Below are 25797 nucleotides of genomic sequence, written 5' to 3'. Positions count from 1 at the left end.
GTTTTTGTCTGGTCCACAATGACGTGCAGGTATCATTCAGGTATCAGATTTGGGATGTATGCGAACCAGTATGATACGCGGGCCATTCATTTTCTTGACTACGGCATCAAAGCGTTCGAATTCGACTTTTTGGCCTTCCACCGGTAAATCACCCAGCTTATGCATGATCAGGCCGCCTATCGATTCGACTTCGTCACTGTCGACATCAAAACCCAGCGCACTGCCCAGGGTAAACAGGGGCAGGCTGCCCTTGCCTATCAGGGTGCCGTCGTCCAGCAGGGTCCAGTCATTTTCATTTTGACGGAATTCATCGCGTATCTGGCCGACCAGGGCGCTGAGCAGGTTGTCCAGCGTCAGGAAGCCGACCGGCTTGCTGCCACGGGTACCGACGATGGCAAAATGCGGTGCCCCCTTGCGGAAACGGCGAAATAATTCCAGCGCTGGCATGGTAGGCGGCACAAATTCAACCTGGCGCACATGCTTGCTCAGGTCATCCAGCGGCTTACCGGCCTGCTGCGCCAGGAACAGGTCTTTCAGATGCAGCATGCCGAGTACGGTTTCATCATCGTCATCAAAATAGGGATACCGGCTGAAACGGTTACGGGCAGCGGTTTCCATGTTTTCTTCCAGCGAAACACTTTTGTACATGGCCACCACTTCATTGATGGGGCGCATCAGGTCGGAAATTTCCAGGCCACCAAAATCCAGCACCTGGGCCATGATGCTCCACTCATCGCGGGTTTCTTTCTTGCCGCCATGGCTGCCGCGCAGGATCAGTTTCAGTTCTTCCGGCGAATAATGGGTATCACCGCCGTGTTCGGCGCTCAGGCCTATCCATTTCAAGACCTTGTTGGAACTCCAGTTCAGGGTCCAGATGGCAGGGTACATGGCCCAGTAAAACGCATACAAGGCCGGTGCAGTCCACAGGGATACACGCTCAGGCATGCGGATGGCCATGGATTTGGGTGCCAGTTCACCCACCACGATGTGCAGGAAAGAAATGACAAAGAAGGCGAAGAAGAAAGAAATGCCGTGTATCAATTCTTCTGAATGGACACCAACGAGGATAAACAGGGGGTGCAACAAACTGGCAAAGGCCGGTTCACCTATCCAGCCCAGACCCAGTGAAGCCAGCGTAATGCCCAGCTGGCAGGCAGACAGATAGGTATCCAGATGCTGATGGACCGTGAATAACAAACGACCCCGCAAACCCGACGTCTTCGCAATACTGCGTACCCTGGTCTGACGCAACTTCACCAGACCAAACTCCGCTGCGACGAAAAAGCCGTTTAACAAGACCAGTAACAGGGCAGCAAGCACCAGCAATAAATTTTCCAACGTCTAACCTTTGTTATGTACAAGCCGACACTTTAGACTAAATTGCCTTTACTTGCATGCAAATGGTCTGGAATAAGCCTTACAAATCCCCCTTTTATAAGGAGCAAGGACATTTAATTACAAACAGTATGACTTGTTCACATGACAAATGAAGCAAAGTGCGTTACAACTTACGCTCTATAGCATTTTAAGGAGAAACGTTTGAGCATAGACAACGTTTTAGCCGAGATTCAACTCCGCCTGACCGAACGCCCAGCGCTGAACGATATCCAGCACCTGCGCAATCTGGTCGCAGAAATAAGACCGCCGCGCCCCCATGATATCGACCGTGCCACCGACAACCTGCGAGCCCTTTGCTTTGTCCTGCGGCAACGCCCTGCATGGCGTAGCGCGTTGCGCCACTACCTGTTGCAGGTCTTAACCACACGCAAGCTGGTGCATTTGTTTACCGATACCGGCATTACCCAGAACGTCGGGTTCTGGACAGCGGCCCGGCAACGCCTGCTCAACAAGATCTTGCCGCCACTGGTCAATGACGACTATATCAAGGATGTGTTTGGGCAATTATTTCACGAAGAGACAGATCATATCTGGGTGAATGCCATCGAAGACCAGGCCTGGGTGGATTTGATCAGCGCTATCGGTTTTCGCTCGCGCACAGCGCGTCTGACACATGCCGCGCTGACCAGTGAAATCCTGAGTGCGGTACAGGTGCTGTCATATCGCATCACGAATATTGGGCTGGAAGCAGAACTGGTACGCAATCACCCGGATATAGAAAAGTTTGAATCCCCTTTCCTGCGACAGAACGATGCCATCAATGACTATGTGCTGATTTACAGCCAGTGGCTGATCGATAAAAGCCAGTTGCGTGAAGACAGCAAGCACATCGAAGTCTTGCTGACACAGTGCGAAGACATCAGCAACCGCATACGCCGCACTGCTTCTTTCCAGGGTGTCTCAGTCAGCCTGACCCGTTTGCTGCTGCAACTGACGCAAAGCATTGCCCGCCTGCGACAGTTGCTGGACGTGCTGGATAGCCGCACCGGCACCACCACCAGTCAACTGGGTGTGCAACTGCTGAAAGAACTGGTCAAGGCAGACAACGAGCGCCACAGCTTGCGCAATTTGATACAGACCAGTACCGAGCTGCTGTCACTGCAAGTCACCGAAAGAGCAGGTCGCAGCGGCGAACATTATGTCACCAACAATCGCGCCGAATGGATGAGCATGCTGCGCTCGGCCCTGGGGGCAGGTTTTATTGTCGGTTTCATGGCACTGATCAAGATCCTGTTTGGCTATATGGCCATGGCACCGTTTGGTTATGCCCTGTTGTACAGCCTGAATTATTCTTCCGGCTTCATATTAGTGCATGTGCTGCATTTCACCATCGCCACCAAACAGCCAGCCATGACGGCCGCGCTGATTGCGCGTGCGATAGACGAAGGCAAGCAAAAACTGGATGAACTGGTAGAGTTGATCGTGCGCGTATTGCGCTCCCAGTTCATTGCCATTATCGGCAATGTAGGCCTGGCCATGCCCACCGCCTATGCCATCGCCTGGGCTTGGGTCATGATCACAGGCAAGCACCTGGTGTCACCAGAAAAAGCCGGACACTTGCTGCACGACATAGACCCCTTCACCAGCTTGGCCCTGCCGCATGCGGCGATTGCCGGTGTTTGCCTGTTTTTGTCGGGCTTGATTTCCGGCTATTACGATAACAAGGCCAGCTATGCCTATATCCCGGATCGCTTGCGACAACTGGGCTGGCTGAAGAAAATCCTGGGTGAGGCAAAATTGCTGCGGGTGACGACCTATATCGGCAATAACCTGGGGGCGCTGGCCGGGAATTTTTTCTTTGGGGTCATGCTGGGTACCATCGGCCAGCTCGGCAGCTTCTTTGGCTTGCCAATTGACATCCGTCATATCACCTTTGCCAGTGCCAATTTTGCCTTTGCCCTGGTGGGACTGGACAACCATATGAGCTGGCAGGTGGCCGCCTATTCGCTGTTTGGCATCATGACGATAGGCATGGTGAACCTGGGCGTCAGCTTCAGCTTGGCGATGCTGGTTGCCCTGCGTTCACGACGTGTCAGTTTTGGTCAGGGTGGCTTGCTGACGGTCTTGCTGTGGACCCGCTTCTGGCAAGGCCCGCGTGACTTTTTCCTGCCACCGGCAGTTCAGGAAGAACCCGTTGCCGAACAGGATGCGCCAGGTAAGTAGACCACGGCCGGTAAGAATCGGGTAAAAAACCGGGCGCAGGTCAACCAAAACTGGCAGCGCCCCGTTAAGCTTGAATCGTCATCCTGATCGAGAATAGTATGAAATTGTTGCAGACCATGATTGTAACGTCGATCACTTCAATTGCGATGATGGCGGCACCAGCCGCCAGCGCCCATGAATATGAAGCGCTGATGAAGGCAAAGAAATATGCCGAAGCCGATAAAGCGGCCACAGCCAAATTAAGTGCCGATCCAAACAATGCCGATGCCCTGCTGGCGAAGGCCGAACTGATACTGGCAGAAGGCAAGCTGGATAAACTGGATGATGCCGCCAAGTATGCAGAGCAATGCATCAGCGCCCATCCACAGATGTCTGAATGCCACGAAATGCTGGGCAATGTGCTGGGTACAAAAGCCACCTCAGGCAGCATATTTGCCGCCATGTCCTACGCTGGCAAAATCCACGATGCCTTCATCAAGGCGGTGGAGCTGGACCCGAAAAATTTCAATGCCCGTAATTCCCTGTTGCAATATTACCTGCAAGCCCCGGCCATTGCCGGCGGTGGTAAAAGCAAGGCACAAAACCTGGTGCTGGAAACCGCCAAGGTCAGCACCGCCGCCAGCAATCTGATGCAGGCAACGATAGACCTGTCTGACAAAAATGCCAGCCGCGCAGAAACCAATGCCCTGTCTGCCATCCCCGGCAATGTTGAAGCCCTGGCCAAGCTGCAGCGCAATGTGCTGTTCACCGTGGGTGCCACCTATGTGCAAGAAAAGAAATATGCTGACGCCGAACGGGTTTTCAGCGACCTGCAGCAGCGTTACCCTGACAAATACCAGGGTTCGTATGGCATGGGACGCGCCTTGCAGGAACAGGGTAAGCACAAGGATGCCATCAACTGGTTTGAAAAATCCCTGAGCATCGATGCCAGCGCGGCCAGCCATTACCGCCTGGGACAATGCCAGCAAGCGCTGAACGACAAACCCAAGGCAATTTCAAATTTTGAAAAAGCCCTGTCTTACAAACCACCTCTCAGCAAAAAATTGCGTGAAGATGCAGAAGCGCAGTTGAAGACCCTGAAGAGCTGACAGCGAGCAATGGCGTTTGTCACAAGACTGGTTCAAATCCGGCTGAGGTTCCTGGCTAGGGCGTGTTGACCTATCTTTTAGGCAAAGCATTCCCCTGGGCGGGGGCCCCATACCGCAGGCTGACAAGACGTACAACGCAGTGCAGCGCGCTATGGAGGGAATGGGTCTGAAACCTCGCCTGGCGTTGTTGTGCGTCGCTCACTTGGATCACCAGACGGCGCTGCTGGCGTCCATCATTGGTGCCTTTGCCCTGAACCTGGCAATCAGCCTGAACCACCGCCCTGACCGCTATGTGGCGATGTAAAACTGTCGCGGTATTGCGTCGGTGATACGTGCAAGCGTTTTTGACAAACCCGGCGCAAATGATCATCACTGGCAAAACCACAACGGGCGGCAATGGTTTTAACCGGCATGCCCTGTTCCGACACGTCAGCCAATAAGCGCTGGGCAGTTTCAAGGCGCGCAATTTCGATAAATTCCGAGGTGCTGACACCCACTTCACGCTGGAACAGGCGGGTGAAATTGCGCAGGCTCATGCCAGCCATATCGGCCAGTTGCGATACCGGCAGACGTTGATGCAGGTTGGATAATATCCACTGTTGCAATTCGCGGATATTGGTCTGCGCCGTTTTCTGGCTCAGCAAATGGGTACTGAACTGCGATTGCCCACCAGGACGCTTCAGGTACACCACCATGTCACTGGCAACTTCCAGCGCCAGTTCATGGCCGCAATCATCTTCGACAAAAGCCAGCGCCAGGTCTATACCCGCCGTCACACCAGCCGATGTCCACAGGTTGCCACTGCGTATAAAGATGGCATCCGCATCCACCTGCACAGCCGGGAAATCATCCTGCAACTGGCGCGCCACGCTCCAGTGCGTGGTGGCATGCTTGCCATCCAGTAGCCCTGTCTTCGCCAGGAAGAAAGCGCCCGAACACAAGGCCGCCAGGCGCTGGATTTTGGGGGCGACATGCGCCACCCAATCGATAATTGCGCCATTTTCTTCCAGCGCATCGCGGATATGGCGCGAGCCGACAATAATCGCATCGTCTGGTAAGGCCAGCGGGTTGATGGCCTTGGTCGCTTCCAGGCACATCAGCGTGTCTGAGCGCACTGGCCCAATCTGGGCAGCGGCGATTTTGACATCATAGGCGGCGGGCTTGCCCTGGCGCTGCAAATGGATATTCGCATATTCAAATACCGACATCGGCCCTATCGCCTCGAGCGCCTTGAAACCGGGATACACGATAATATCAAGCCGGCGTGGAAAGCCGCGCTTGTCTGCGCGTTTGTCTACGTGTTTGTCTGTGCGCTTGTTCAAATTCACGACTTTACCCTGTGCATCAACAAAAGCATGATGATAGTCCAGAAGCCATCACCCCGTCTTTTTAAGCCATTCTTCATTCAGAATCAGCCAGACCGCTAAAAAACACCCGCAATACACCGGCTTTCTAAGACAATCAGCAAACCTTAACATTCCATAAAGGATCAGCATGAAAACCAAAGCCGCCATCGCCTGGAAAGCAGGTGCGCCCTTGACGATAGAAGAAGTCGATCTGCAAGGCCCGCAAGCTGGTGAAGTGCTGATCGAAGTCAAAGCCACCGGCATTTGCCATACCGATTATTACACCCTGTCTGGTGCCGACCCGGAAGGCTTGTTCCCTGCCATCCTGGGACATGAAGGTGCTGGCGTCGTGGTCGATACCGGCCCGGGTGTCAGCAGCCTGCGCAAGGGAGACCATGTGATCCCGCTGTACACGCCCGAATGCCGTCAATGCAAATTCTGCCTGTCACGCAAAACCAATCTGTGCCAGGCAATCCGTTCCACCCAGGGACGCGGGCTGATGCCGGATGCGACATCGCGCTTCTCGCTGGATGGCAAACCGCTATTCCATTACATGGGTACCTCGACTTTTTCCAACTACATCGTGGTGCCAGAAATTGCCGTTGCCAAAGTGCGTGAAGATGCTCCCTTCGACAAGATTTGCTATATCGGCTGTGGCGTCACCACAGGCGTCGGCGCCGTGGTTTTCACCGCCAAGGTGGAAGCTGGCGCGAATGTGGTGGTATTTGGCCTGGGCGGCATAGGCTTGAACGTGATACAGGCAGCCAAAATGGTGGGTGCCGACAAAATCATCGGTGTCGACCTGAACCCGGCGCGTGAAAGCATGGCGCGCCAGTTTGGCATGACCCACTTCATCAATCCATCGCAGGTAGAAAACGTGGTTGACCATATCATCCAGTTGACCGATGGCGGTGCCGACTATTCATTTGAATGCATAGGCAATACCAAGGTCATGCGTCAGGCACTGGAATGCTGTCACAAGGGCTGGGGTAAATCCATCATCATCGGGGTGGCCGAAGCCGGTGCAGAAATCAGCACCCGTCCCTTCCAACTGGTGACTGGCCGCGAATGGAAAGGTTCTGCCTTTGGCGGCGCCCGTGGCCGTACCGACGTGCCCAAAATCGTCGACTGGTACATGGAAGGCAAGCTGAATATCGATGACCTGATCACCCACAGGCTGCCGCTGGAACGCATCAATGAAGGCTTTGACCTCATGAAAAGCGGCGAATCCATCCGTTCTGTCGTGTTGTACTGATGAAGCAGCTCTTGCCCTTGCCGGATGATATTGAGCTGTTAAGCCAGCATGCCTGCCACGCAGGCGTGCAGCGGTTTTATCAGCATGCATCCAGAGAGATTGGCTTGCCTATGCGGTTTTCTGTCTACCTGCCACCGCAGGCACTGGCTGGCGCAACTTGCCCGGCGGTATTCTATCTGGCGGGGCTGACCTGCACCGAAGAAACCTTCATGATCAAGGGTGGTGCACAAGCCATTGCCGCCCGCGAAGGCATCATCCTCATCACGCCAGACACCAGCCCGCGCAATGCCAACATCCCTGGCGACAGCGACAGCTGGGATTTTGGTGTCGCCGCCGGTTTTTACCTGGACGCCACTGAAACACCATGGAGCCAGCATTACCGCATGCACAGCTATATCGTGCATGAACTGAGAAACATCCTGCTCGATAACTTACCCATGGACAGGCAAAGGGTAGGCATCATGGGGCATTCCATGGGCGGCCATGGGGCACTGGTACTGGCCTTGCGTCATCCAGAGTTTTTTCACAGCGTATCAGCCTTCGCCCCGATTGCCGCCCCCATGCAATGCCCGTGGGGTAACAAGGCTTTCAGCGGCTATCTGGGGACAGACTCAACAAGCTGGCGCGCCTATGACGCCACCCAGTTGATGCTGAATCTGCGTCAGCCCCCCTTCCCCAAAGGCATCCTGATCGACCAGGGGCTGGACGATAAATTTCTGGAAGCGCAATTACACCCCGACCAGTTTGCCGCTGCATGCCAGCAAGTGCAACAGCCATTGAACCTGCGTTACCACGCCGGCTATGACCACGGCTATTACTTCATCAACAGCTTTGTTGAAGAACATTTGCTGCATCATAAACAGCAATTGACTGCTTAAGAGCCGTAAAAGCTGCCAGTTCTGTCATACCTGCCTGTTCCAGTTTCAAGATGCACCAAACTGGAACAAGCACTCTATTTCTGTGCGTTTCTCGCTAGATTGTCATTAATCTTGTGTAAAATCGAGCGACATCGTCGCGCATTTTTTGCGCATTATTCGGAACGACATAACAAGAAAGCAAGAGATGAGTAAAGTAGTCATCAGCGGCACCGGCCTGTACACGCCATCCCAGTCCATTTCCAATGAAGAACTGATCGCCAGCTTCAATGGTTATGTCCAGCAACACAATGCACAAAACGCGGCGGCCATAGCCAGCGGTGACGTGGTGGCACTGGAAGAATCCAGCGTTGCCTTCATAGAAAAAGCATCCGGCATCAAAGCACGTTATGTGATGAATAAAGATGGCGTGCTGGATATCAACCGCATGACGCCACGCATCCCGGAACGCAGCGACGACGAACCATCCATCATGTGTGAAATGGCCGTGGCAGCCGCCACCCAGGCGCTGGAACGTGCGGGCCGCAGCGCTGCCGATATCGACGCCGTAATCTGTGCCGCCAGCAATATGCAGCGCGGCTACCCTGCCATGGCAGTTGAAATTCAGGCAGCACTGGGTATAGACGGCTATGGGTATGACATCAATGTTGCCTGTTCATCTGCCACGTTTGGCATACAGGCCGCCGTCACTGCCATAGAAAGCGGGCAAGCCCGTGCCGTACTGGTGGTCAACCCTGAAATTACCAGCGGCCACCTGAACTGGCGTGACCGTGACAGCCACTTCATTTTTGGTGATGCCTGCACCGCCATCATCATAGAACGCGCCGACCTGGCGACATCCAAACACCAGTTTGAAATTGTTGGCCTGAAACTGAAAACCCAATTCTCTAACAATATCCGCAACAACTTTGGCTTCTTGAATCGCGCTGATGAAAGCGGCATCGGCAAACCCGACAAACTCTTCCGCCAGCAAGGCCGTAAAGTGTTCAAGGATGTCTGCCCCATGGCCGCTGCCGTCATCACCTCAACGGTACAGGCAGCCGGCATCAGCATCCCTGATGTAAAACGCTTCTGGCTGCACCAGGCCAACCTCAACATGAATTTGTTGATCGCCCGCATGATTTTGGGTCGTGATGCCACACAAGAAGAATCACCTACCATCCTTGACACCTACGCCAATACCTCTTCGGCTGGTTCCATCATCGCCTTCCACAAATACCAGGAAGACCTGACACCCGGCACCATAGGCGTGATCTGCTCATTTGGTGCCGGCTATTCCATAGGCTGCGTGGTGGTGAAAAAGCTGCAGTAAAAACTGAAATACGAAAAATAAAATAAGAAAACCGAAATAAGAAAACTGAACCTAGCTATCCGCACAAAGCAAAAGGCCGCTTAACTAAAGTTAACGCGGCCTTTTGCTTAGCTGCATCAATACCTAAGCTGCATCAATATTGATGCATGGTGATTTACATCCCCAAAGATTTCAACAGAACGTAGGTACGATTAGCGCAGTGTAATCGTACGCATGTTGTGCCTGGCAATGACCAAGACGTTTCAAATTTTCTTGTCTTCCATCCGACAAGAGGAAATTCACTGTTTTGTATTTTCATCAGCAAATCAGCAGTTGAAGAAAACAAGCCGTGATGGGCATGCGTGCGATTACGCTGCGCTAATCGTACCTACGTAGGTTCAATGCGCAGCGCTGCTGTTTTGCGTAAGTCCTATTAATATTGATGCATGGTGACTTACATCCCCAAAGACTTCAACAGTTCAGCATTGTCATCGTCTGCCGCCGCAGGTGGTGCTGCTTCCGCTTGTTGACTGGCTTGCTGCATATCGAGCAAGGCATCCGGATCAGGTACTTCATGCGCATCAAAGTCATGCAGTTTGATGAACTCTGTCCGGTCGATGGCCAGTTCCAGATAAAAGATATTATTCTTTTCGGTAAAGAAGGACACGCGGCGCAGTTCTGGCCTGTCCAGCGGCGTATCCACACTCAGCATGACCTGCTTGGTCAGCACCAGCATCTTCGGCTGGTTTTGGGTGATATTGGTTTGTAGTTCCCGGCGTACCTTGCCAGTGAAATCACCGACGATCTGGTTCATCAGTTCCCCCAAAATATTGGCGACTTCATCTGACGTGAAAGACGTGGCCAGCTCGGACTTGGGCATGCCCATGTTGAGCATGTATTTTTCATAGATTTCCAGCGCGGTATCGCCATCAAAGTTCAACACCACCAAACCAGAAAAACCACCATCAAACAGCACAAAGCAGCCGATATCCGGCTTCAAACCTATCTTGGTAATACGCTGCACCATGGCCGAATAATGCACCTTGCTTTGCGTAGCGGCGTTCAACACCCGTAGCACCGAGTTACACAAACTGGTCAACAAGTCTTCCGTTCCGTACACCACATTAGTTTCTTCCGAGGCCATGGCCAACTCCTATTTTTTACACAACAATTTTTCAAATCACCTGCAACAAGCACCGGCTTACGGCTTCATTCCATAGCACGATCAACTGACCGCGCTGACGACGGCTCAGCATGAGCACGCCCGTGTTCAGCAGAAGCAGCAAGCCGGAACAAAACGACTCTGCTTAGCAGGTGAGCAACTTTATCTTTCCACGCAGGATCTTGCCTGGCATCGGCAGGCATGGCAGCAAACGTATCGCGCAAGCGCTTCACTTCCGTTTCAAGCTCAAGCACCCGCCGCACAGCGGTGAGCGTTGCATCAGGAACCGCGCGTTCTGCCAACAAGCCATCCTCCGGCACGTCGGTTTGCGATGTCAAATTGGTGATCAGCATGGTTTCATCCTTAGCGTGCCAGACGTGCCGGCAAAATGAAACGGCACATCCCCCAGAGGACAGACTGACCTGTCCATAGGAATAATGCAAGAATACTGAAGGGATTGCTCCCCGTCCACTGGTTTCATGTGCTCGGCGCAATTAGTTTATCTGTCGAACCATGCTGCTTTAACAAGAATTTTCAAAATACAACTAAAATGCAAGGTTCAAGACCGGAAAGTTGGCACTCGCTGATACAAAGGCAATTCCCCACATTTTTACATAGACGTTAAAAGAGGAAATTATTTTGCGATATTGCAGTGTATCAATATGGGGTCTGACAACAATCCATCATATGTCACCCTTAAGAAAATGCCCCTCATGGCTATGAGGCCTGATTCGATCATATTATGTTCGAAGTCTGCCCAAGCGTTTCAAACGTATAAATAGATTTATTCGGTACTGAAATAACAAAACAGATGACGGATTCAATCAATGTAAAGCCCAGTATTATTTTTTTAGACAACACTCCTAATCATAGAAAGCTCTTTCCATGCTGAATAATGAGCACGGCAAACACCACTTCAACAAGCATGCATTTTTGCCAGTGGCATTTTGCCTTGTGGGGGCAATTTTATTCATTATCGTTTCTGCCCTTTTGTATTGGCCAGCACCCGAAATTGCCTTTCGTACCGATGATTCACCAGTAGCGTGGCTGTCGAGTGCTCAACTATGGGCCATGGCCATTCTTTGCTTACGGCTTTGGCAAGATAAAGCGTTACCCAGGTATCTTTGTATCTGGCTTTGTATTGCGATGATGGGCATGTCATTTGATGAACAATTCATGCTGCATGAACATTGGAAATATCACTGCCTGGAATGGCTTAGCCTTTGTTCGCACACATGGGTGACAGAATTACCAATGCTGCTGGTAGCTATTTTCGGCAGCGTGACTGGCCTGCTATTGCATCGCAATCTGAATCAGTCATATCAACGTAGCTTGCTCTGGGGTGCCATAAGTATCGGTTTGTTTGCCTTGTATCTGCGCTTTCTGCAAAAGCCGATAGATCTCTTGCCTTATAAAGCAGCATTTCTCGTCATTGCAGAAGCCCTGTTCACTGGATTGTTACTTAGCCTGCCACGAAAGAATAATGGTCATGTACATTCGCCATAAGAATCTTGTTCAAACGGATACCATTCACCATTAATGTTAACGAAAACCTGGCGCAAAGCCAATAGTGACGACGGGCCATTAATTTCAGGCCCAGCCCAGATGTCCCATTGAATAAAATCTGGAACGCCATCGTTATTAAGATCAACTTCGTAACTAACAATTTTTTTAATATCAAAAGATTTATTGCCATCTTTTGGAGCAGGAACCTGCAGTATCCGTGTAACAATTTTCGAAGTTTTTATGGGGAGAGGAACAGGTGATTGAAACCACATTAACTCGTCTTTTACTTTCGGGTAATCAGCCACCAGTTCTTTGCCGCGCCGCCGGTTTGACAAGCCTTCCTCACATGAAGCAGATGCACCGTTTGGTACGATTTGCAAAGATGGCGTCCACCGATAGGCAGATACTAAACCGGTGCGCCCTATAACGTGTTCATATACTGGCATTTCCAAAGATAGGTCATATCGCCCTATATCCCATGCGCCTGTGTACCGCCACTGGTCATAATCCAGGGTCCATTTCGGCGTACCGGAAGCCCGTCCTTTTTCCACGATACCAAAATGAGCGCTTATTTGTTCTATAGCGGCACTTCCCGGTAACAACATCTTTTTATCTTTAAAGAATGAAGGACGTACTGTTGGGAGCGACAAACCCGGCAATTCAGGTGCACGGCAATCGTGAACCCGCACATAGGAATAGGGGAATTTATTCGCCTCTGGATATTGCCAATCTCCATATCTGCTGCTGGTTTCGGCAGTAGTTTTACCTAGCTGCTTTTCTCTCGCTTCCTGCATTTGTTTACAGCTCAACAGCGGGGGATCTGCAGCAACAGGGGCGACAACGCCTTGCGCAAGCACGGCTTTCATCGCATCAAATTCGGGAACAGGATAGCGTACCAGACGGGGGGCAATTTGGGGGTTTTCGCGCCCTTCACCATAACCTTGTTCCAATTGCAGTTGCTGCGGATTCAGCAATTTTTGCTGGAAATAAACACCCGCATTGAACAAGCCAGCCATGGAAGGTGCGATCCAGAAAGCACGTGCAGGCGAATATTTAGGATTGTCCTTTCCTTGTAGGCTAAAACTGGCCATCTCCACAAAATCCAATGCTTTGGGTCCTAAAAATTGACAGGCAACAAAACCCTTTCGACCATTGCCCCATGAAATTTCACAACTGCTATTTTTCTGGGTTAACAAGATCACCGCCGTGTTTGCTGCCAGATGATCGACTACCGGACTATTTGCAACCTCAGTACTTCTGACATTGACCCAAGAACCCTGTATCCACTGTTTCTTACTATCCTCTTCAGCATAGGCCTTGGGTATTTGGACAAATACCAGGAGAAATATCGAAAAACCTAGAATCGTTGGGCGCATAGGCTATGGTAAAAAAAAGAAAAATAAATTCTTATCACTATACCTTTCTTCTTATACAAATGAAGCGCAATCTTCAATAGTAAGAAATGACTCTGGCGACCGACGTGCCATAGTGCTGGAAACCCATATTCACGTATAGCCGGAACGCCGCTTCATTCGCACGCATGACACGCAAAAAGCTTTTCTCGTGATGTTGAGCGTGCCGGTGCAGCAATGCAGACACCAGCTTTTTTGCCATGCCCTGCCCCTGATACGCCGGGTGCGTGCAAACGCCGCTGATTTCCCTGTAGCCACCTGCACACAGACGCCCACCACCCATGGCCAGCAGGCGCGGCCCATCGAACACCCCCAGATAATCACCCAGCGCCATGCTGCCCACAGTAAAAGGACCAGGGCTGGTCAGCGCGGCCAAATCCAATATGGCGGACTGATGTTGCGGCCCCAGCAAAATGGTTTCCAGCGTTGTATCAGCGGTGGGGGTGGCCGTATTCCAGACCATTTTCTGCAATTCGGATTCTGATTCTATATGCCAGCCTGCCGGTGCAGGTGCCGCCCAGCCATCGCAATAGATCTGCTCGCCGGCTGCCACATACTGCGCCAGCGTAGCAAGATCAGGGTTGCCAGTATCCGCAAAAGCAGCAAACGGCGGAAAGCCCGCAGCATAACGCCGCACCGCACCCAGCCCTTCCGCATACCTGGCATGCGGCCCCTGCAGGGTATGCCAGACAATGTTATCAAGTAGATTGCTCATGCACGGATATCCATATCAATGGCAGTAAGCTGCCTGCATTATCGGCCGCCCTTGGCGAATGACGGCAACAGATTGTTCGATGAAATCTTGTCTTCATGCTTAAATCATTGATGCCAATTCACATAGGCTTTATCTGGTCAGGTCAGGCAATTTCATGTGTTCCACATTATTGCTGAGCACGCCATGGGACATCAACCATTTATGGATACGCTTTGCCGCCCTTGCAAATTGCGTTTAGCAAATTCATTTCTGCTTCATATACTCCCTTGTCTGCCGCCTTTTTTGGAAGTTCAACAATTCGCGAATCTACAGTTGAGCCCATAAATTGAACGTAAAATGACTTGGACCCGACATAAGCCCCATAGGAATTTTTTCCATTTACCTGACCACATAACACTTGAAAAGGCGATTCAACAATTTTCAAGTCTGTGAATTGAGCTCCCAAAGGGTCCTTAAAATCTTTTGTTAAAATATCCTCGGCTTTTTTCACAAATTCAGCAAGTCGTTTTTGTTCAGCCGTGGCTTTTTCTTTTTCTTCATCTGCCGCAATTTTCAATGTAGCGGCCTCTGCATTACTCTGCTCTTTTGAGGTCCGGTCCTTAATACAAAGATTACGCACTGGCTTATCTTTGATCATTTCACATTTGAATCCAATATCTTCGGTCGATGCCATTAAATTTACCGATACAAAAATCAATGGCATTGCGGTCAAAATCCTATACATTTTTCATCCTTAGAATTATTTTTAAGTAAAGAGCTGGTACTGATGATGGCCAAGAAGGAAGCAATCATAAAACTGACTATCAAGTTTCAACTTTATAGCACTATATCTTTACTGTATGGATTGAAGCAACATGGATTGTTGGTGCAGTAGACCATCTTCATTTCCCACACTCGCCCAACGGACCTGCCGATCTTGCGGCGAGCGTTATATATTCTCTTTATTCTAGGGGGGCAATCTTACATTGTCGCAAAAAAAACAGCGCTTTGAAATCGATTCATTGAATCCTGTAGGTGATTTACAAACCCATCTGCCCAAGAATTTGCTGAGCTATTTTGATGCGTACCGCACTTGGATAATTCTTGTTAGCCAGGATGACGATCCCCATTTTCTTTTCAGGTACAAAGGCGATGTATGCGCCGAATCCATTGGTAGCGCCTGTTTTGTGGATGAATACATTTGCGTCTGGAATCATTGGTGGCGTGATTTTTTTAACGGGTGTGGCGTCACGGGCCATGTGGTCGGTAGAACCCTCGATGACGGCAGCGACATCTGTCGGGTATGGGTATAGCTCCCAGACCAGGCTTTGGGTCATGCCGCCGGCTTTGAAATAGCCGGTGTGAGTGTTTTTCAAAGCGAGTGCGAATTCTGGTGTCAGATTCATCTCGCCGATATTTGCTTTGATGAATTGCACCAGGTCGCTGGCGGTGGTTTTGACTCCATAAGCTTCTGCGGACAGCACATTGTCCTTCAGGCGGACTGGGGTGTCGTCTTGTTTATAGCCTTGCGCATAGTCTACCCGTCTGCTGTCTGGTACGACGATAAAGCTATTTTTCATACTGAAGGCGGGGAAAATTTGCTCTTGCATGATGGCCGCTGTAGGCTGTTGCAGACTCTGCGCGGCAATGACGCCGAGCAAACCTATGCTGACATTGCTATATGTGCGGTACTGGCCCTGCGGATGGTCCGGTTTCCAATTTTTTAAATAGGTAATTAGTTGTTCATTACTTGACACTTCATCCGGAACCTGTTGAGGCAGGCCACCGGTGGTGTGGGTGCCCAGGCTCAGCAAGGTGGTTTCTCCAAAGCTGCTGCCTTTCAGGCTGGGAATGTGGTCAGCGACTGTGTCGGTCAGTGCCAATTTTCCCCGGCCCTGTGCCAGCGTTGCCATGGTTGCAACAAAGGTTTTGCTGATTGAACCTATCTCAAACAGGGTTGCATCGGTGACCGGCGTGCCTTCTGATTTGGATGCCAGGCCATAGTTAAAGACGTATTGCCTGCCATTGGCAACAATGCCGACGGTCATGCCGGGGATGGCATGTGCTTTCATGATCGGAAGTATGGCTTCATCTGCGACGCGCTTGACAGCGTCGGCTTTCGTAACTAATTCGGCGCTCATGGCTGTCATTGTAAGCATGGTGCCAATGGCAAGGATACTGATTCTTAAAATTTGTAGTGCTGATGATTTCATTTTATTTTCCTAAAATTTCGTAAAAACGGCATTTAAAAATTGTAGTAATTTGATGTACTTGCTCTACAGGCTTGCATCACATGCGCCATTCCCACACCACGCGCCAGGTCCGTGCCGATTGTTCGCGCCCGGCATCGGTCCAGCGTGCGGTGTCGTTGGTGTAGTCGCCACTGACCAGCCGGTCTTGCTGCAAGACATTGGTGACTGAAAAGCGCCACTGGCTTTGTTTGCTTTGTTTCCAGCTTAGATAGATATCCAGGTTGCGTTTGGGGCCGGTGTGGGTATTGATGTAGGTGGATTCGTGTATCTGGTCCGCTGCCTGGAAGCTGAAGTCTGCCCCTGTGCGCCAGGCAGGGTTGATTTGGTAGTCGGCCCCGGTACTGATCAGCAGGCCAGTCTGATGCGCCAGGCGGTTGTTTGGCCCCGTTACCTGGTCCACGGTTGACCAGTTGCGGTTGGCGTTGGCGCGCAGTTCCAGCGGCGGCAAACCGGGGGACAATTCTTGCAGCTTGGTTTTGATTTCAACTTCCAGCCCGATGACTTTGGCGTGCCCGCTATTGTTAACCATCGAGAGCCAGGTACTGCCGTTTTGCGCTGGTTGTTCCAGCATCACGTCTTGTATGCGGCGCCAGTAGGTATTGATACTGACAAGGCTGGATTCAGTCAGGTAATGTTCATAGGCGACGTCCAGGCCCGAGGCACGTTCGGGACGCAAGCGGGGGTTGCCCTGAAAGTCGGCGTTCAGCGGGGTATTGTTGTTGTCGACGCGAAAGCGGCGTGGCACCAGGTTGGCGACGGTAGGCAGTTTGAAGCTGCGGTTCAGGGCAAAGCGCCATTGCCTTTTTGCATCCAGCTTCCACACACTTTGCAGTATGGGGCTGAGCATGGTGGAGCGGTTCTCAACATCAAATTCACCTGCCTCGCGGCTATTGGTGGTGATGCGTTCCCAGCGCAAACCCAGATAGGCAGACCAGGCGGCATTGATGGTCCATTCATCTTGCAGATAGACGGCCAGTTTGGCCAGGCCAGCCTGATAATGATGATTGTCTGGCGTGATGTTGCCGGTAGCGATGTCGACGTCGGTTTCGTCCCGGCCTTCGGTGCGTGCGCTACGGCTGCTGTCCCACCCCAGGCTGAGTACATGGTTTTCTGAATATGGTGCCAGGTATTTGCCACTGAAGCGATATTCGTTTTCATTGGCGTCACCGGTCACATAGCGATGTTCGGTCTGTCTGCCCTGGCTGTCATTGCCCCAGAACTGGAATTTGGCATCGCGGTCAAAATGGTTCCAGCCCCAGTTAAGGTTTAACCTGGCGCTGTCTGCCAGGCGGCGTTCCCAGTTGATGTCGTTACGGCTGGTGAAGATATGGGCAGCCCAAAGGGCGCGGTTGTCAGGGAATTCTGTAGTAGCGCCCAGCAGGCTTGTTTCTTTTTCAGACTTGACAGTTTCCAGTCGCGCATAGTTGACATAGACCTGCCAGTTGAGGCTGTTTTGGGCATCGATTTTCCAGTTCAGGCGTGGTGTCAGGCTGATGGCGTCGCGGCGGTTTTGCTGTGTTTGCTGCAGTTGCCTGTCGGCCAGTGCTTGCCACTGCTTGCTAGCAGACAGGCTGTACTGGCCTTCGCGCAGTACGTCATTGACATCGTTCGTCGTGCTGTCGATGCTGCCTGCAAATACATAGTTGATGTCTGCCAGGTCTGCAATGGCGGCAGGCAGATGGTCGGCGATACTCCAGGATGCATTGCCAGACACGCGCCCGGCCTGCAGGCCTGCGCTGGATTTTATTTCTGACGATTGATTACTGCTTTTTTTCTTGAGTACGATGTTGATGGTACCGGCTATGCTTTGGGCACTGACGTCGGCACCGGCCACGCGCATGACTTCGATTTTTTCTATCAGATCGGGGGCAATGCTGTCGATGGTAAAGCCATTGGGTATGGCCTGGCCGTTCAGCAAGATTTGGGTATAGCCATTGCCCAGGCCCCGCATGCGGATTTCTGCGCCCTTGCCTTTGCTTTCGGTAACGCTGATGCCGGGCAGGCGTTTCAGGACGTCGCTGAGGTTGCTGTCGCCATATTTTTCTATGTCTTCACGGCCATAGGTGCTGCGCAGGCCGACGTCGTCCTGGCGTTCACGCACCTGCTGGGGTTTGGCAGTGATGTCGACTTGCTGGCCATTGCCATTGATGGCAGGTGCCTGGGCCAGCGCCTGCCTACCAACGAACAGGGATAGCGCTGCCAGTGCAATGCGCGACAAGGGGAATCTGGTTAATCTCAACAACATGCTGTGTGCTTTCATCAATGTGTGTGGATGTTTGTTCAGGGAATGACAGCCCCTTGCGCCTGGTGTGGCGCAAAGTTTCACTGTCAAAAAATGAGGGGAAAGAGTTTCTTAGCTAGATGGCGCCGGGTCTAGCATCGCCCGGATGTGGTGGACATCGTCATTGCGGATATCCACATTTTTTGCATTCAGCAAAACCATGATGACGGGCTTGCCGGCAACACTGGTGCGCATCACCAGGCAACGGCCTGCCGCCTTGGAATAACCGGTTTTAGACAGCGAGATGCCCCAGTCCTTGTTGGATGTGAGGGGATTGGTGCTTTGGTATTCCTGGGTTTTGCCGGCGATGGTGATGGCCCCTTGACTGCTGCTGGTGAGCCTGCGCAATTCCGGGTAGCCCGCAGCTTCTTTGACGATGCGTGCCAAGTCGCTGGCACTGGCGCGGTTTTTGGATGAGGTGCCAGTGGCTTCTTCCAGGTGGGTTTGTTGTAGCTTGAGGCTGGCGATTTTTTGTTGCAAGGCGGTGGCAAATGCGGCTTCGCCACCAGGGTAAGTTCTGGCCAGGGCTTTGGCGGCGGTATTGCTGGATGGGATCAGCGCCAGTTCAAGCAGGTTTTGGCGCGACAAGACCATGCCCGGTGCTAACTTCACCTGGCTGTTTTGAACCACCAGCATGTCTTCTTTGCTGATGGTGATGGCTTCATTCGTGTCCAGCCCGGCATCCAGCGTGAGCATGGCTGTCATCAATTTGGATAGCGATGCGATGGGCACCATGCTGTCTGCATTTTTAGACAACAGGATTTTGCCGCTTTGTTCATCCATGACCAGTACATGTTCTGACTGGGTTTGTACATACGCTGTCCTGTGCGGGCTAGCAGCTTGCGCTGCTGGTGTTGTCACCTGTGTTGCCATCTGCGTTGCTGGCTGGTCGTTGCCTGCCGTCTGCGGCAGGGCTTCGGCACGGGATATCAATTGGGTTTGCAACAGCAAGACCAGGGCCATGCCTATGCCCAATACGGGTACGGCCATCTTCCAGTGCCAGGGTTGGGCATCGGGGCGTATCAGGCGTTTGATGCGCGACAGCAGGTCGCCGCCGTGGGCTGCCATGGCAGGCACAGGCAGCGCAGCGATCTGCAATTTGTCCAGCCATTGCAAAGCACGGGCCAGGGGGCGCGACTGGCCAACGGCGCTGATGGCCAGGTCATCGGCAATCAATTCTCTTTCGGCATTGATGCGTTTCGACAACCACCATACCGCCGGGTGATAGAACAGCATCGCCAGCACCAGGTTTTGCAACAGGTTCACCAGATAATCCCAGCGTTTGATATGCCCCAGTTCATGCGCCAGCAGCGCTTCTATCATGTCGTAAGGCATGCCGCTCAGCAAAGAGGCTGGCATCAATATCACTGGCCTGAAACAGCCATAGGTGATGGGGCTGACCAGTTGCTGCTGGAACTGTAACTGTACCCGGCGGCCGATGGCAAATTGCTGTGCCATCTGGCTGGTGCGTGCCTGCCACTGGCGAGCCTGCAACAAGCAATCCTGTTGCGGCTGTGGCTGATGTTTGCCCAGCCGGTACACCCATAACAGGCCCAGGCCCAGACGTGCCAGCATCAGGGCAACACCGGCGCTCCAGATGGCAACAATCAGTGGCAGATAATTTTCTATATGGGCAGCCAGTGCGCTTTCACGTACCCAGACCAGATCCAGCGGCAACGCGCTATTTGCGGCCAGTTGCAGGGCTGCTTCCAAACTCATGGCTTGCGGTGACTGCCATTGCTGGAACACGCCCAGCGCTGGCCACAACAGGCACAGCAACATGGCAAGACAGGCAATCAGGTAACGCAGTTGTGGCCGCGCATTACGGCATAGCGCCAGCAAAATGGCGCTGACACTGGCGATCAGTGCGCCTTGCCAGATAAAGTGCAGCAATGGCCAGCCCAGCAGTTCAGCAAGGGTATGCGCAGACATCATGATTTTTTCTCATCCTGAAGAATTTGTTCTATCTCGTCGCGCTCTTGTGCGCTGACATGGCCGCGCAGGGCTGCCAGCACCAGGTCTTTGCCAGAGCCGGCAAAGACTTTTTGTATCATGTCCTTGAGCAGGTTGGTCTGTAGCGAATCCTGCTCTTGCGAAGGTGCATAGATATGTGAGCGCTGACTTTCGTCGCGCGTCAAGATGCCTTTGCCATGCATGATCTGCAAATGCCGCAGCACGGTGGCATAGGCCAGATCGGGGCGCTCGGCCTGCACGGCCTCATGCACCTGCTTGGCATTCAGGGGGCCTTGCTGCCACAAGACCTTGAGCAAATTCAGCTCGGAAGCGGTGGGCTTGGGAATGATGGATTTTTGACCGGGAGACGACATGCCTGACATCCTGATGTGAGAATGTAAGCAGAATAAATGTTCTAGAAACTTTTGTCTAGAAATATTTTTCTATATCTTTGCTGCATGAATTTTATGGATGGGCAGCCGCCGTCAATGCGTCAATGCGGCGATGCGATCAGCCACTTCCCGCTTCAGCTCTATCGCAAAAAAGTCATTGAACTTGACATTCATGCCACGTATTTCAGGATCGGTCATACCGTTTGCAAGACGGAATTCGCGGCTGTGGCTGCGCAGACGGTTTTCAAATTCTTCTACACTGTTCAGGCTATCCATGGGTTGGATGCTGATGCCGGGCCTGCCTGCCAGATACTCCTGCACGCGCGCATGGTGCAAGGCCAGCATGTCGTTCAGAGGGGTGGATTTGAAAACACCAAAGCTGTGCACATGCGGACCGCTGACATAGTAAGTACTTCCACGACCATCTGAGGTCAACATCAGGCTGCCATCACTGAACATGCTCAGGCAACGTTTCAGGCGTACCCTGCCAGTGGCTTCGATCGTCAATGCAAAGTCATGCGAGGGTGACAGCCAGCACTGGCCAGGTGCTTCGCGTTTCAGTGCGGCCACATTGGACATGTTTTGAAACCAGGATAAAAACTGTAAGCTGGTCTTGTTTAATACCGCCACCATCTCGTCAAACCAAGGGGGTATTTCTTCTGCAAAGTCTGCTATTTCCATAGGCAGGATATCGATTTGATCCCAGCTAACCAGGCTCATGCTGGAATTGGCTATTTTGGTGGCGATGTTTTTTAGTTTCAGCATTTCTTCTTCGCTTGGTCCGACTGGCTGATTATTGCTGGCGACCTGCCATTCTGTCAGGCTGGATTTCAACTCGGCCAGGGGGCCTGCCATATTGTTGACGGCATCGTCCTTGCCCTTGCCCATGAGCATGTCTGGTAAATCATTCAGGCGCGCCATGGATGAATCCAGTTCGGCGAAATGCGCGGCATGCACGGCTTGGCGCCCACCTTCACAGGCGGCTGCATCACGCAACACCTCGGACAAATTGGACTGCAAGTCTTCACGCTGTTCCTGGTCGGCACTTTGCAAAGCCGCTGCATAGGCGATGCCAGCCTGTCTGAGACAGCTTGCAGCGGCAGGATAATCATCCAGGGTTTTTAACAGTTGTGCCTTACTTGTCAGTAGCACGGGGTCTTTGTCCAGGCCATCCACTTCATCGATGGCGGCAATGGCGTGGTAGACGGAGGTGGCATGGTAACGCCCGGCTATCATGTGTTCAAAATAACCGATGGGTGTTTTAACGCTGTCTTCTTCAGTTGTATCACACAGTGAAATCAGCAGTCTGGCTTTTTCTTTTTTGAAAGCGACTTCATGCGGATGGGCTGCCAGTGCTTGCAGAATCAGTGTGTAATGTTGCCACGGGTTCCAGATGCTGGTGTCTGCCCACGCAGCCAGTATTTTGCTTGCGCTGCCGGCATCTGGGGCGTGAACCGCCATCATTTGCAGGAAGCCATTGATGGCTTCATTTTGCAGCACATCGGCGTAAGCATCGGCCTCGTCTTGCAAGGCGGTCAGAGCGGCTTCAAGTTCCGGATCAGCGGGTTCGACCTCTTCGTCTTCGTCACTATCGCCGTCATCGTCACTGTCGTCACTATCATCATCCGGAGACAAGGCCTGCATTCTTTCGGCAAAGGCATCGTCGGCGATCCAGTGTGCAGAGCGGTGCTGGCGTGACAGCATGGCTAACTGGTTATCCAGGTCTTCGGGCTGCAATGCCAACAGGGTTTTTCTGTCTTTCCAGGCGGCGACATGGTCATAGGCGGCGTCAAACAAGGCGATTCGCATGCGCAACAATTCCGCGTCACCAGGATTGGCTGCCATATGCGCCTCCAGCAATTCCATGGTGTCATCAAAATCGGCCTCGTCGCGAAAGGTTTTTTCTACTTGTTCGCGTATTTGCTCTATTGTCATCATCGCTTCAGTCTCCTGGGGCATATTGTGCTTACTTTAGCAGCATTTTTATCTGCATTCCAGAGAGCAACATGATGATGTATATCAGGGCAGCAGGAGTTAGCCACTTCTACAACAGTATTTGTTATAAATTACTTTACTAATAAACCTTTCCCATCCGGTTTATCAAAAGGTGAAGCGAACATGACAACGACAGTAGCCGATGGTCTGACTGAACAGGAAGCGGCACAACGTCTGCTTACCGTTGGTGCGAATGAATTACCCACTTCCAAACCGGCGAATAACTGGCACATCGCCGGCAAGGTACTGGGCGAACCCATGTTGCTGCTGCTGATAGGCTGCGGCGGGATTTATCTGTTTCTGGGTGATATCAGCGAAGCGCTGGTTTTGCTGGCATTTGTGTTTGTCATTATCGGTATCACTTTTTTTCAGGGACACAAGACTGAAAGAGCATTGGAAGCGCTACGCGATATGTCCAGCCCGCGGGCACAGGTACTGCGCAACGGTCAGTTGCAATCGGTGCCGGGGCGTGCAGTGGTGCCAGGCGATGTCGTGTTGCTGGCCGAAGGTGACCGCGTGCCTGCCGATGCCGTGCTGCTGTCTTGCCTGAACATGACGGTGGATGAATCTTTGCTGACCGGTGAATCGCTACCTGTCAGTAAAGCTGCTGCCGCTACGCTGCCCATGGCGATGGTAAGCGCCGGTGGCACTGACACGCCATTTGTCTTTGCCGGTAGCATGGTGGTACAGGGCAAGGGTACGGCTATTGTGCTGGCGACGGGTAGCAGCACGGCCATAGGCAGCATAGGGAAGGCATTGCAATCGGTCGATGTGACGCCTACGCGCGTGCAAGCGGAAACCGCCAGAGTGGTGAAATATGTTGCCCTGGGCAGCCTGGCGCTGGCGATTTTGCTGGCACTTTGGTTTGGTTTTAGCCGTAGCGACTGGCTAGCCGGCGCACTGGTCGGCCTGACCTTTGCGATGGCGCTGATCCCGGAAGAGTTGCCTGTGGTATTGACGCTGTTCCTGGGCATTGGTGCCTGGCGCATTGCCAAACAGCGGGTACTGACACGCCGCATACCCGTGATAGAGACTTTGGGAGCAACAACGGTTTTATGCGTAGACAAAACCGGCACGCTGACACAGAACAAAATGGCAGTGGCACGTTTGTTCGCTGCGGGTAAAGTGTTTGACTGCGGTCATGCTCAGACAGACTTGCCTGAAGATTGCCACGAGGTGCTTGAATATGCAATTCTGGCCAGCCACCGTGAACCCTTTGACCCCATGGAGGTCGCCATACAAACTGCCGGACTAAGCAAGCTGGGCCAGACTGAACACTTGCACGGTAGCTGGGGTTTGATTGATGAATATCCCTTGTCCAAAGAGCTGCTGGCAATGTCACGCGTGTGGGCGTCTGAAGACAAAGAGCAATACATTATTGCCGCCAAGGGCGCACCCGAAGCCATCGCCGATTTATGCCATTTACCCAAAGAGCAAGTGCAAGAACTGATGCTCCAGGTGAACCTGATGGCGGAACAGGGCTTGCGCGTGCTGGGTGTGGCGAGAGCGACCTTTCGTCCAGCGCAAATACCGATTGCGGTGACTGCCGCGTCAGCCGAAAATTTGCCAGAAAATCTGCCGCCGATACAACATGATTTTGAATTCCAGCTACTGGGCCTGATTGCCCTGGCAGACCCGATACGTGCAGGTGTGCCAGAAGCTATCCGCGAATGTCAGACGGCCGGTATCAGGGTGGTCATGATTACCGGTGACTACCCGGCCACGGCAAAAAATATAGCCGCGCAATGCGGCCTGGTATCACCTGGCGGGGTCATCACGGGCAGCGAATTGCTTGCCATGGATGAGGCACAGTTGCAGCAAGGCATACGCGATGTGGCTATCTTTTGTCGTGTCGCCCCCGAACAGAAATTACGGCTGGTGAATGCCTTGAAGACATCAGGTGAAATCGTAGCGATGACGGGTGACGGCGTCAACGATGCACCAGCGCTGAAGGCGGCCCATATCGGCATCGCCATGGGCAAACGCGGCACCGATGTCGCGCGCGAATCGGCTGCCATGGTGTTGCTGGATGATGACTTCGCCGCCATCGTGGCAGCGATACGCCTGGGGCGCCGGATTTTTGATAACCTGAGAAAAACTATCGCCTTTATCGTGGCCGTGCATATCCCGGTGATAGGGATGTCGTTTATCCCGGTCTTGATGGGGTGGCCAGTAGTGCTGATGCCAGTGCATATCCTGGTGCTGCAATTGATTATCGACCCTACTTGCTCGCTGGTTTTTGAAGCAGAACAGGAAGAAAAAGATGTGATGCGGCGACCACCACGCAAGCAGAATGCGAGCATCTTCAACCGCCAGGTTTTATGGAAAGGCCTGCTGCAAGGATTGGCTCTGCTGGCGGCGGTGGTTGGCATGTTCTACCTTGCGCGCAGCGAGGGCATGGATACCAATCAGGCACGCGCCATGGCATTTACCACGATGGTGCTGGGCAATCTGGGCCTGATCTTGATTAACCGCAGTCTGTCGACCAGCTTGCTACGCAATCTGCGCTTGCCCAACCCGGTATTATGGTGGGTAGTAGCGTCTGCCCTGCTGATTTTGTCGCTGGGTTTGTTCGTGCCGGCACTCACGCAATTGTTTTACTTTGGCAGCCTGCCATTCATGCAATTATGTCTGAGTGCCGGTACCGCGCTGCTTTGCATCAGCATCATCGCTGCGGTGAAGGCTGCGGGTTGGATACAGGTTGGATGAGGGTCCAGGCAGCCAACCAGTCCTG

General features: G+C 52.5%; 20 protein-coding genes. 8 read left to right on the top strand and 12 right to left on the bottom strand.

From position 1 onward, the window contains the following. Positions 1–36: 36 nt before the first annotated feature. Complete coding sequence (locus ACO0K9_RS19845) at positions 37–1338, bottom strand: hemolysin family protein (protein ID WP_422987816.1); 1302 nt, start codon at positions 1336–1338, stop codon at positions 37–39. Between the two features lie 201 nt (positions 1339–1539). Between ACO0K9_RS19845 and ACO0K9_RS19840 the strand changes: the two genes are divergently transcribed. The 3 genes from ACO0K9_RS19840 to ACO0K9_RS19830 all read left to right on the top strand — a co-directional run bounded on the left by ACO0K9_RS19840 (position 1540) and on the right by ACO0K9_RS19830 (position 4953). Then, entirely contained in the window at positions 1540–3561 is a 2022-nt protein-coding gene (locus tag ACO0K9_RS19840; RefSeq protein WP_422987815.1) for a site-specific recombinase, read from the top strand. 98 nt (positions 3562–3659) lie between these two features. After that, a complete protein-coding gene (locus ACO0K9_RS19835; protein WP_422987814.1) occupies positions 3660–4649 on the top strand; it encodes a tetratricopeptide repeat protein in 990 nt (329 codons plus the stop codon). A 160-nt stretch (positions 4650–4809) separates the two neighbouring features. After that, entirely contained in the window at positions 4810–4953 is a 144-nt protein-coding gene (locus tag ACO0K9_RS19830; protein ID WP_422987813.1) for a hypothetical protein, read from the top strand. On the opposite strand, the gene ACO0K9_RS19825 is transcribed toward ACO0K9_RS19830, so the two are convergent. Continuing rightward, the gene (locus ACO0K9_RS19825) at positions 4913–5902 is read right to left on the bottom strand and encodes a GlxA family transcriptional regulator (protein WP_422987887.1); all 990 of its coding nucleotides are present in this window, start codon (positions 5900–5902) and stop codon (positions 4913–4915) included. The genes ACO0K9_RS19830 and ACO0K9_RS19825 overlap by 41 nt on opposite strands. Before the next feature lie 241 nt (positions 5903–6143). Between ACO0K9_RS19825 and ACO0K9_RS19820 the strand changes: the two genes are divergently transcribed. The 3 genes from ACO0K9_RS19820 (at position 6144) to ACO0K9_RS19810 (ending at position 9437) form a co-directional block, all read left to right on the top strand. Then, on the top strand, positions 6144–7250 hold the full coding sequence (locus ACO0K9_RS19820; RefSeq protein ID WP_422987812.1) for an S-(hydroxymethyl)glutathione dehydrogenase/class III alcohol dehydrogenase: 1107 nt from the start codon (positions 6144–6146) through the stop codon (positions 7248–7250). Continuing rightward, positions 7250–8128 (top strand): S-formylglutathione hydrolase, encoded by an 879-nt coding sequence (gene fghA, locus ACO0K9_RS19815; protein WP_422987811.1) that lies wholly within the window; start codon positions 7250–7252, stop codon positions 8126–8128. Before ACO0K9_RS19820 ends, fghA begins: the two co-directional genes overlap by 1 nt. A gap of 184 nt (positions 8129–8312) precedes the next feature. Next, the gene (locus ACO0K9_RS19810; protein WP_422987810.1) at positions 8313–9437 is read left to right on the top strand and encodes a beta-ketoacyl-ACP synthase III; all 1125 of its coding nucleotides are present in this window, start codon (positions 8313–8315) and stop codon (positions 9435–9437) included. Between the two features lie 433 nt (positions 9438–9870). Here the strand turns inward: ACO0K9_RS19810 and ACO0K9_RS19805 are convergent, their stop codons facing one another. Together ACO0K9_RS19805 and ACO0K9_RS19800 are read right to left on the bottom strand one after the other, a co-directional pair. Then, on the bottom strand, positions 9871–10560 hold the full coding sequence (locus ACO0K9_RS19805) for a DUF3334 family protein (protein ID WP_422987809.1): 690 nt from the start codon (positions 10558–10560) through the stop codon (positions 9871–9873). Positions 10561–10625: 65 nt separating this feature from the next. Continuing rightward, on the bottom strand, positions 10626–10931 hold the full coding sequence (locus tag ACO0K9_RS19800; RefSeq protein WP_422987808.1) for a hypothetical protein: 306 nt from the start codon (positions 10929–10931) through the stop codon (positions 10626–10628). Between the two features lie 532 nt (positions 10932–11463). On the opposite strand from ACO0K9_RS19800, the gene ACO0K9_RS19795 reads away from it, so the two are divergent. Then, positions 11464–12084 carry a hypothetical protein gene (locus tag ACO0K9_RS19795; protein WP_422987807.1) on the top strand — a complete coding sequence of 207 codons (621 nt, stop codon included), beginning with the start codon at positions 11464–11466 and terminating at the stop codon, positions 12082–12084. Here ACO0K9_RS19795 and ACO0K9_RS19790 read toward each other — a convergent pair. From ACO0K9_RS19790 to ACO0K9_RS19755, 8 genes are all read right to left on the bottom strand, one after another. Beyond that, positions 12066–13460, bottom strand: coding sequence for a hypothetical protein (locus ACO0K9_RS19790; protein WP_422987806.1), 1395 nt, complete (start codon positions 13458–13460; stop codon positions 12066–12068). The genes ACO0K9_RS19795 and ACO0K9_RS19790 overlap by 19 nt on opposite strands. Before the next feature lie 73 nt (positions 13461–13533). Beyond that, complete coding sequence (locus ACO0K9_RS19785; protein ID WP_422987805.1) at positions 13534–14211, bottom strand: GNAT family N-acetyltransferase; 678 nt, start codon at positions 14209–14211, stop codon at positions 13534–13536. A gap of 199 nt (positions 14212–14410) precedes the next feature. Beyond that, entirely contained in the window at positions 14411–14935 is a 525-nt protein-coding gene (locus ACO0K9_RS19780) for a hypothetical protein (RefSeq protein WP_422987804.1), read from the bottom strand. Positions 14936–15230: 295 nt separating this feature from the next. After that, positions 15231–16331, bottom strand: a complete 1101-nt coding sequence (gene ampC / locus ACO0K9_RS19775; protein WP_422987803.1) for a class C beta-lactamase — start codon at positions 16329–16331, stop codon at positions 15231–15233. Positions 16332–16479: 148 nt separating this feature from the next. Continuing rightward, the gene (locus tag ACO0K9_RS19770) at positions 16480–18687 is read right to left on the bottom strand and encodes a TonB-dependent receptor plug domain-containing protein (RefSeq protein WP_422987802.1); all 2208 of its coding nucleotides are present in this window, start codon (positions 18685–18687) and stop codon (positions 16480–16482) included. Between the two features lie 108 nt (positions 18688–18795). Beyond that, positions 18796–20655 (bottom strand): M56 family metallopeptidase, encoded by a 1860-nt coding sequence (locus tag ACO0K9_RS19765; RefSeq protein WP_422987801.1) that lies wholly within the window; start codon positions 20653–20655, stop codon positions 18796–18798. Further along, on the bottom strand, positions 20655–21050 hold the full coding sequence (locus ACO0K9_RS19760; protein ID WP_422987800.1) for a BlaI/MecI/CopY family transcriptional regulator: 396 nt from the start codon (positions 21048–21050) through the stop codon (positions 20655–20657). The genes ACO0K9_RS19765 and ACO0K9_RS19760 overlap by 1 nt, the downstream gene beginning before the upstream one ends. Before the next feature lie 111 nt (positions 21051–21161). Continuing rightward, a complete protein-coding gene (locus ACO0K9_RS19755) occupies positions 21162–23027 on the bottom strand; it encodes a hypothetical protein (RefSeq protein WP_422987799.1) in 1866 nt (621 codons plus the stop codon). 159 nt (positions 23028–23186) lie between these two features. On the opposite strand from ACO0K9_RS19755, the gene ACO0K9_RS19750 reads away from it, so the two are divergent. Further along, positions 23187–25772 carry a cation-translocating P-type ATPase gene (locus ACO0K9_RS19750; protein WP_422987798.1) on the top strand — a complete coding sequence of 862 codons (2586 nt, stop codon included), beginning with the start codon at positions 23187–23189 and terminating at the stop codon, positions 25770–25772. Positions 25773–25797 lie beyond the last annotated feature (25 nt).

It is taken from the genome of Undibacterium sp. Ji50W, from assembly GCF_049340445.1.
Classification (GTDB): domain Bacteria; phylum Pseudomonadota; class Gammaproteobacteria; order Burkholderiales; family Burkholderiaceae_D; genus Undibacterium.
The sequence above is the reverse complement of the archived record's forward strand: the minus strand, read 5'-3'. Positions and strand labels throughout refer to the sequence as shown.

What these genes read in the sequence shown, in the direction of transcription:
- ACO0K9_RS19780 (WP_422987804.1), bottom strand. Translation starts at nt 14,935, where the DNA reads ATGTATAGGATTTTGACCGCAATGCCATTGATTTTTGTATCGGTAAAT.
- ACO0K9_RS19830 (WP_422987813.1), top strand. Translation starts at nt 4,810, where the DNA reads ATGGGTCTGAAACCTCGCCTGGCGTTGTTGTGCGTCGCTCACTTGGAT.
- ACO0K9_RS19810 (WP_422987810.1), top strand. Translation starts at nt 8,313, where the DNA reads ATGAGTAAAGTAGTCATCAGCGGCACCGGCCTGTACACGCCATCCCAG.
- ACO0K9_RS19750 (WP_422987798.1), top strand. Translation starts at nt 23,187, where the DNA reads ATGACAACGACAGTAGCCGATGGTCTGACTGAACAGGAAGCGGCACAA.
- ACO0K9_RS19770 (WP_422987802.1), bottom strand. Translation starts at nt 18,687, where the DNA reads ATGTTGTTGAGATTAACCAGATTCCCCTTGTCGCGCATTGCACTGGCA.
- ACO0K9_RS19805 (WP_422987809.1), bottom strand. Translation starts at nt 10,560, where the DNA reads ATGGCCTCGGAAGAAACTAATGTGGTGTACGGAACGGAAGACTTGTTG.
- ACO0K9_RS19765 (WP_422987801.1), bottom strand. Translation starts at nt 20,655, where the DNA reads ATGTCTGCGCATACCCTTGCTGAACTGCTGGGCTGGCCATTGCTGCAC.
- ACO0K9_RS19820 (WP_422987812.1), top strand. Translation starts at nt 6,144, where the DNA reads ATGAAAACCAAAGCCGCCATCGCCTGGAAAGCAGGTGCGCCCTTGACG.
- ACO0K9_RS19785 (WP_422987805.1), bottom strand. Translation starts at nt 14,211, where the DNA reads ATGAGCAATCTACTTGATAACATTGTCTGGCATACCCTGCAGGGGCCG.
- ACO0K9_RS19760 (WP_422987800.1), bottom strand. Translation starts at nt 21,050, where the DNA reads ATGTCGTCTCCCGGTCAAAAATCCATCATTCCCAAGCCCACCGCTTCC.
- ACO0K9_RS19790 (WP_422987806.1), bottom strand. Translation starts at nt 13,460, where the DNA reads ATGCGCCCAACGATTCTAGGTTTTTCGATATTTCTCCTGGTATTTGTC.
- ACO0K9_RS19755 (WP_422987799.1), bottom strand. Translation starts at nt 23,027, where the DNA reads ATGCCCCAGGAGACTGAAGCGATGATGACAATAGAGCAAATACGCGAA.
- ACO0K9_RS19795 (WP_422987807.1), top strand. Translation starts at nt 11,464, where the DNA reads ATGCTGAATAATGAGCACGGCAAACACCACTTCAACAAGCATGCATTT.
- ACO0K9_RS19835 (WP_422987814.1), top strand. Translation starts at nt 3,660, where the DNA reads ATGAAATTGTTGCAGACCATGATTGTAACGTCGATCACTTCAATTGCG.
- ACO0K9_RS19800 (WP_422987808.1), bottom strand. Translation starts at nt 10,931, where the DNA reads ATGCTGATCACCAATTTGACATCGCAAACCGACGTGCCGGAGGATGGC.
- fghA (WP_422987811.1), top strand. Translation starts at nt 7,250, where the DNA reads ATGAAGCAGCTCTTGCCCTTGCCGGATGATATTGAGCTGTTAAGCCAG.
- ampC (WP_422987803.1), bottom strand. Translation starts at nt 16,331, where the DNA reads ATGAGCGCCGAATTAGTTACGAAAGCCGACGCTGTCAAGCGCGTCGCA.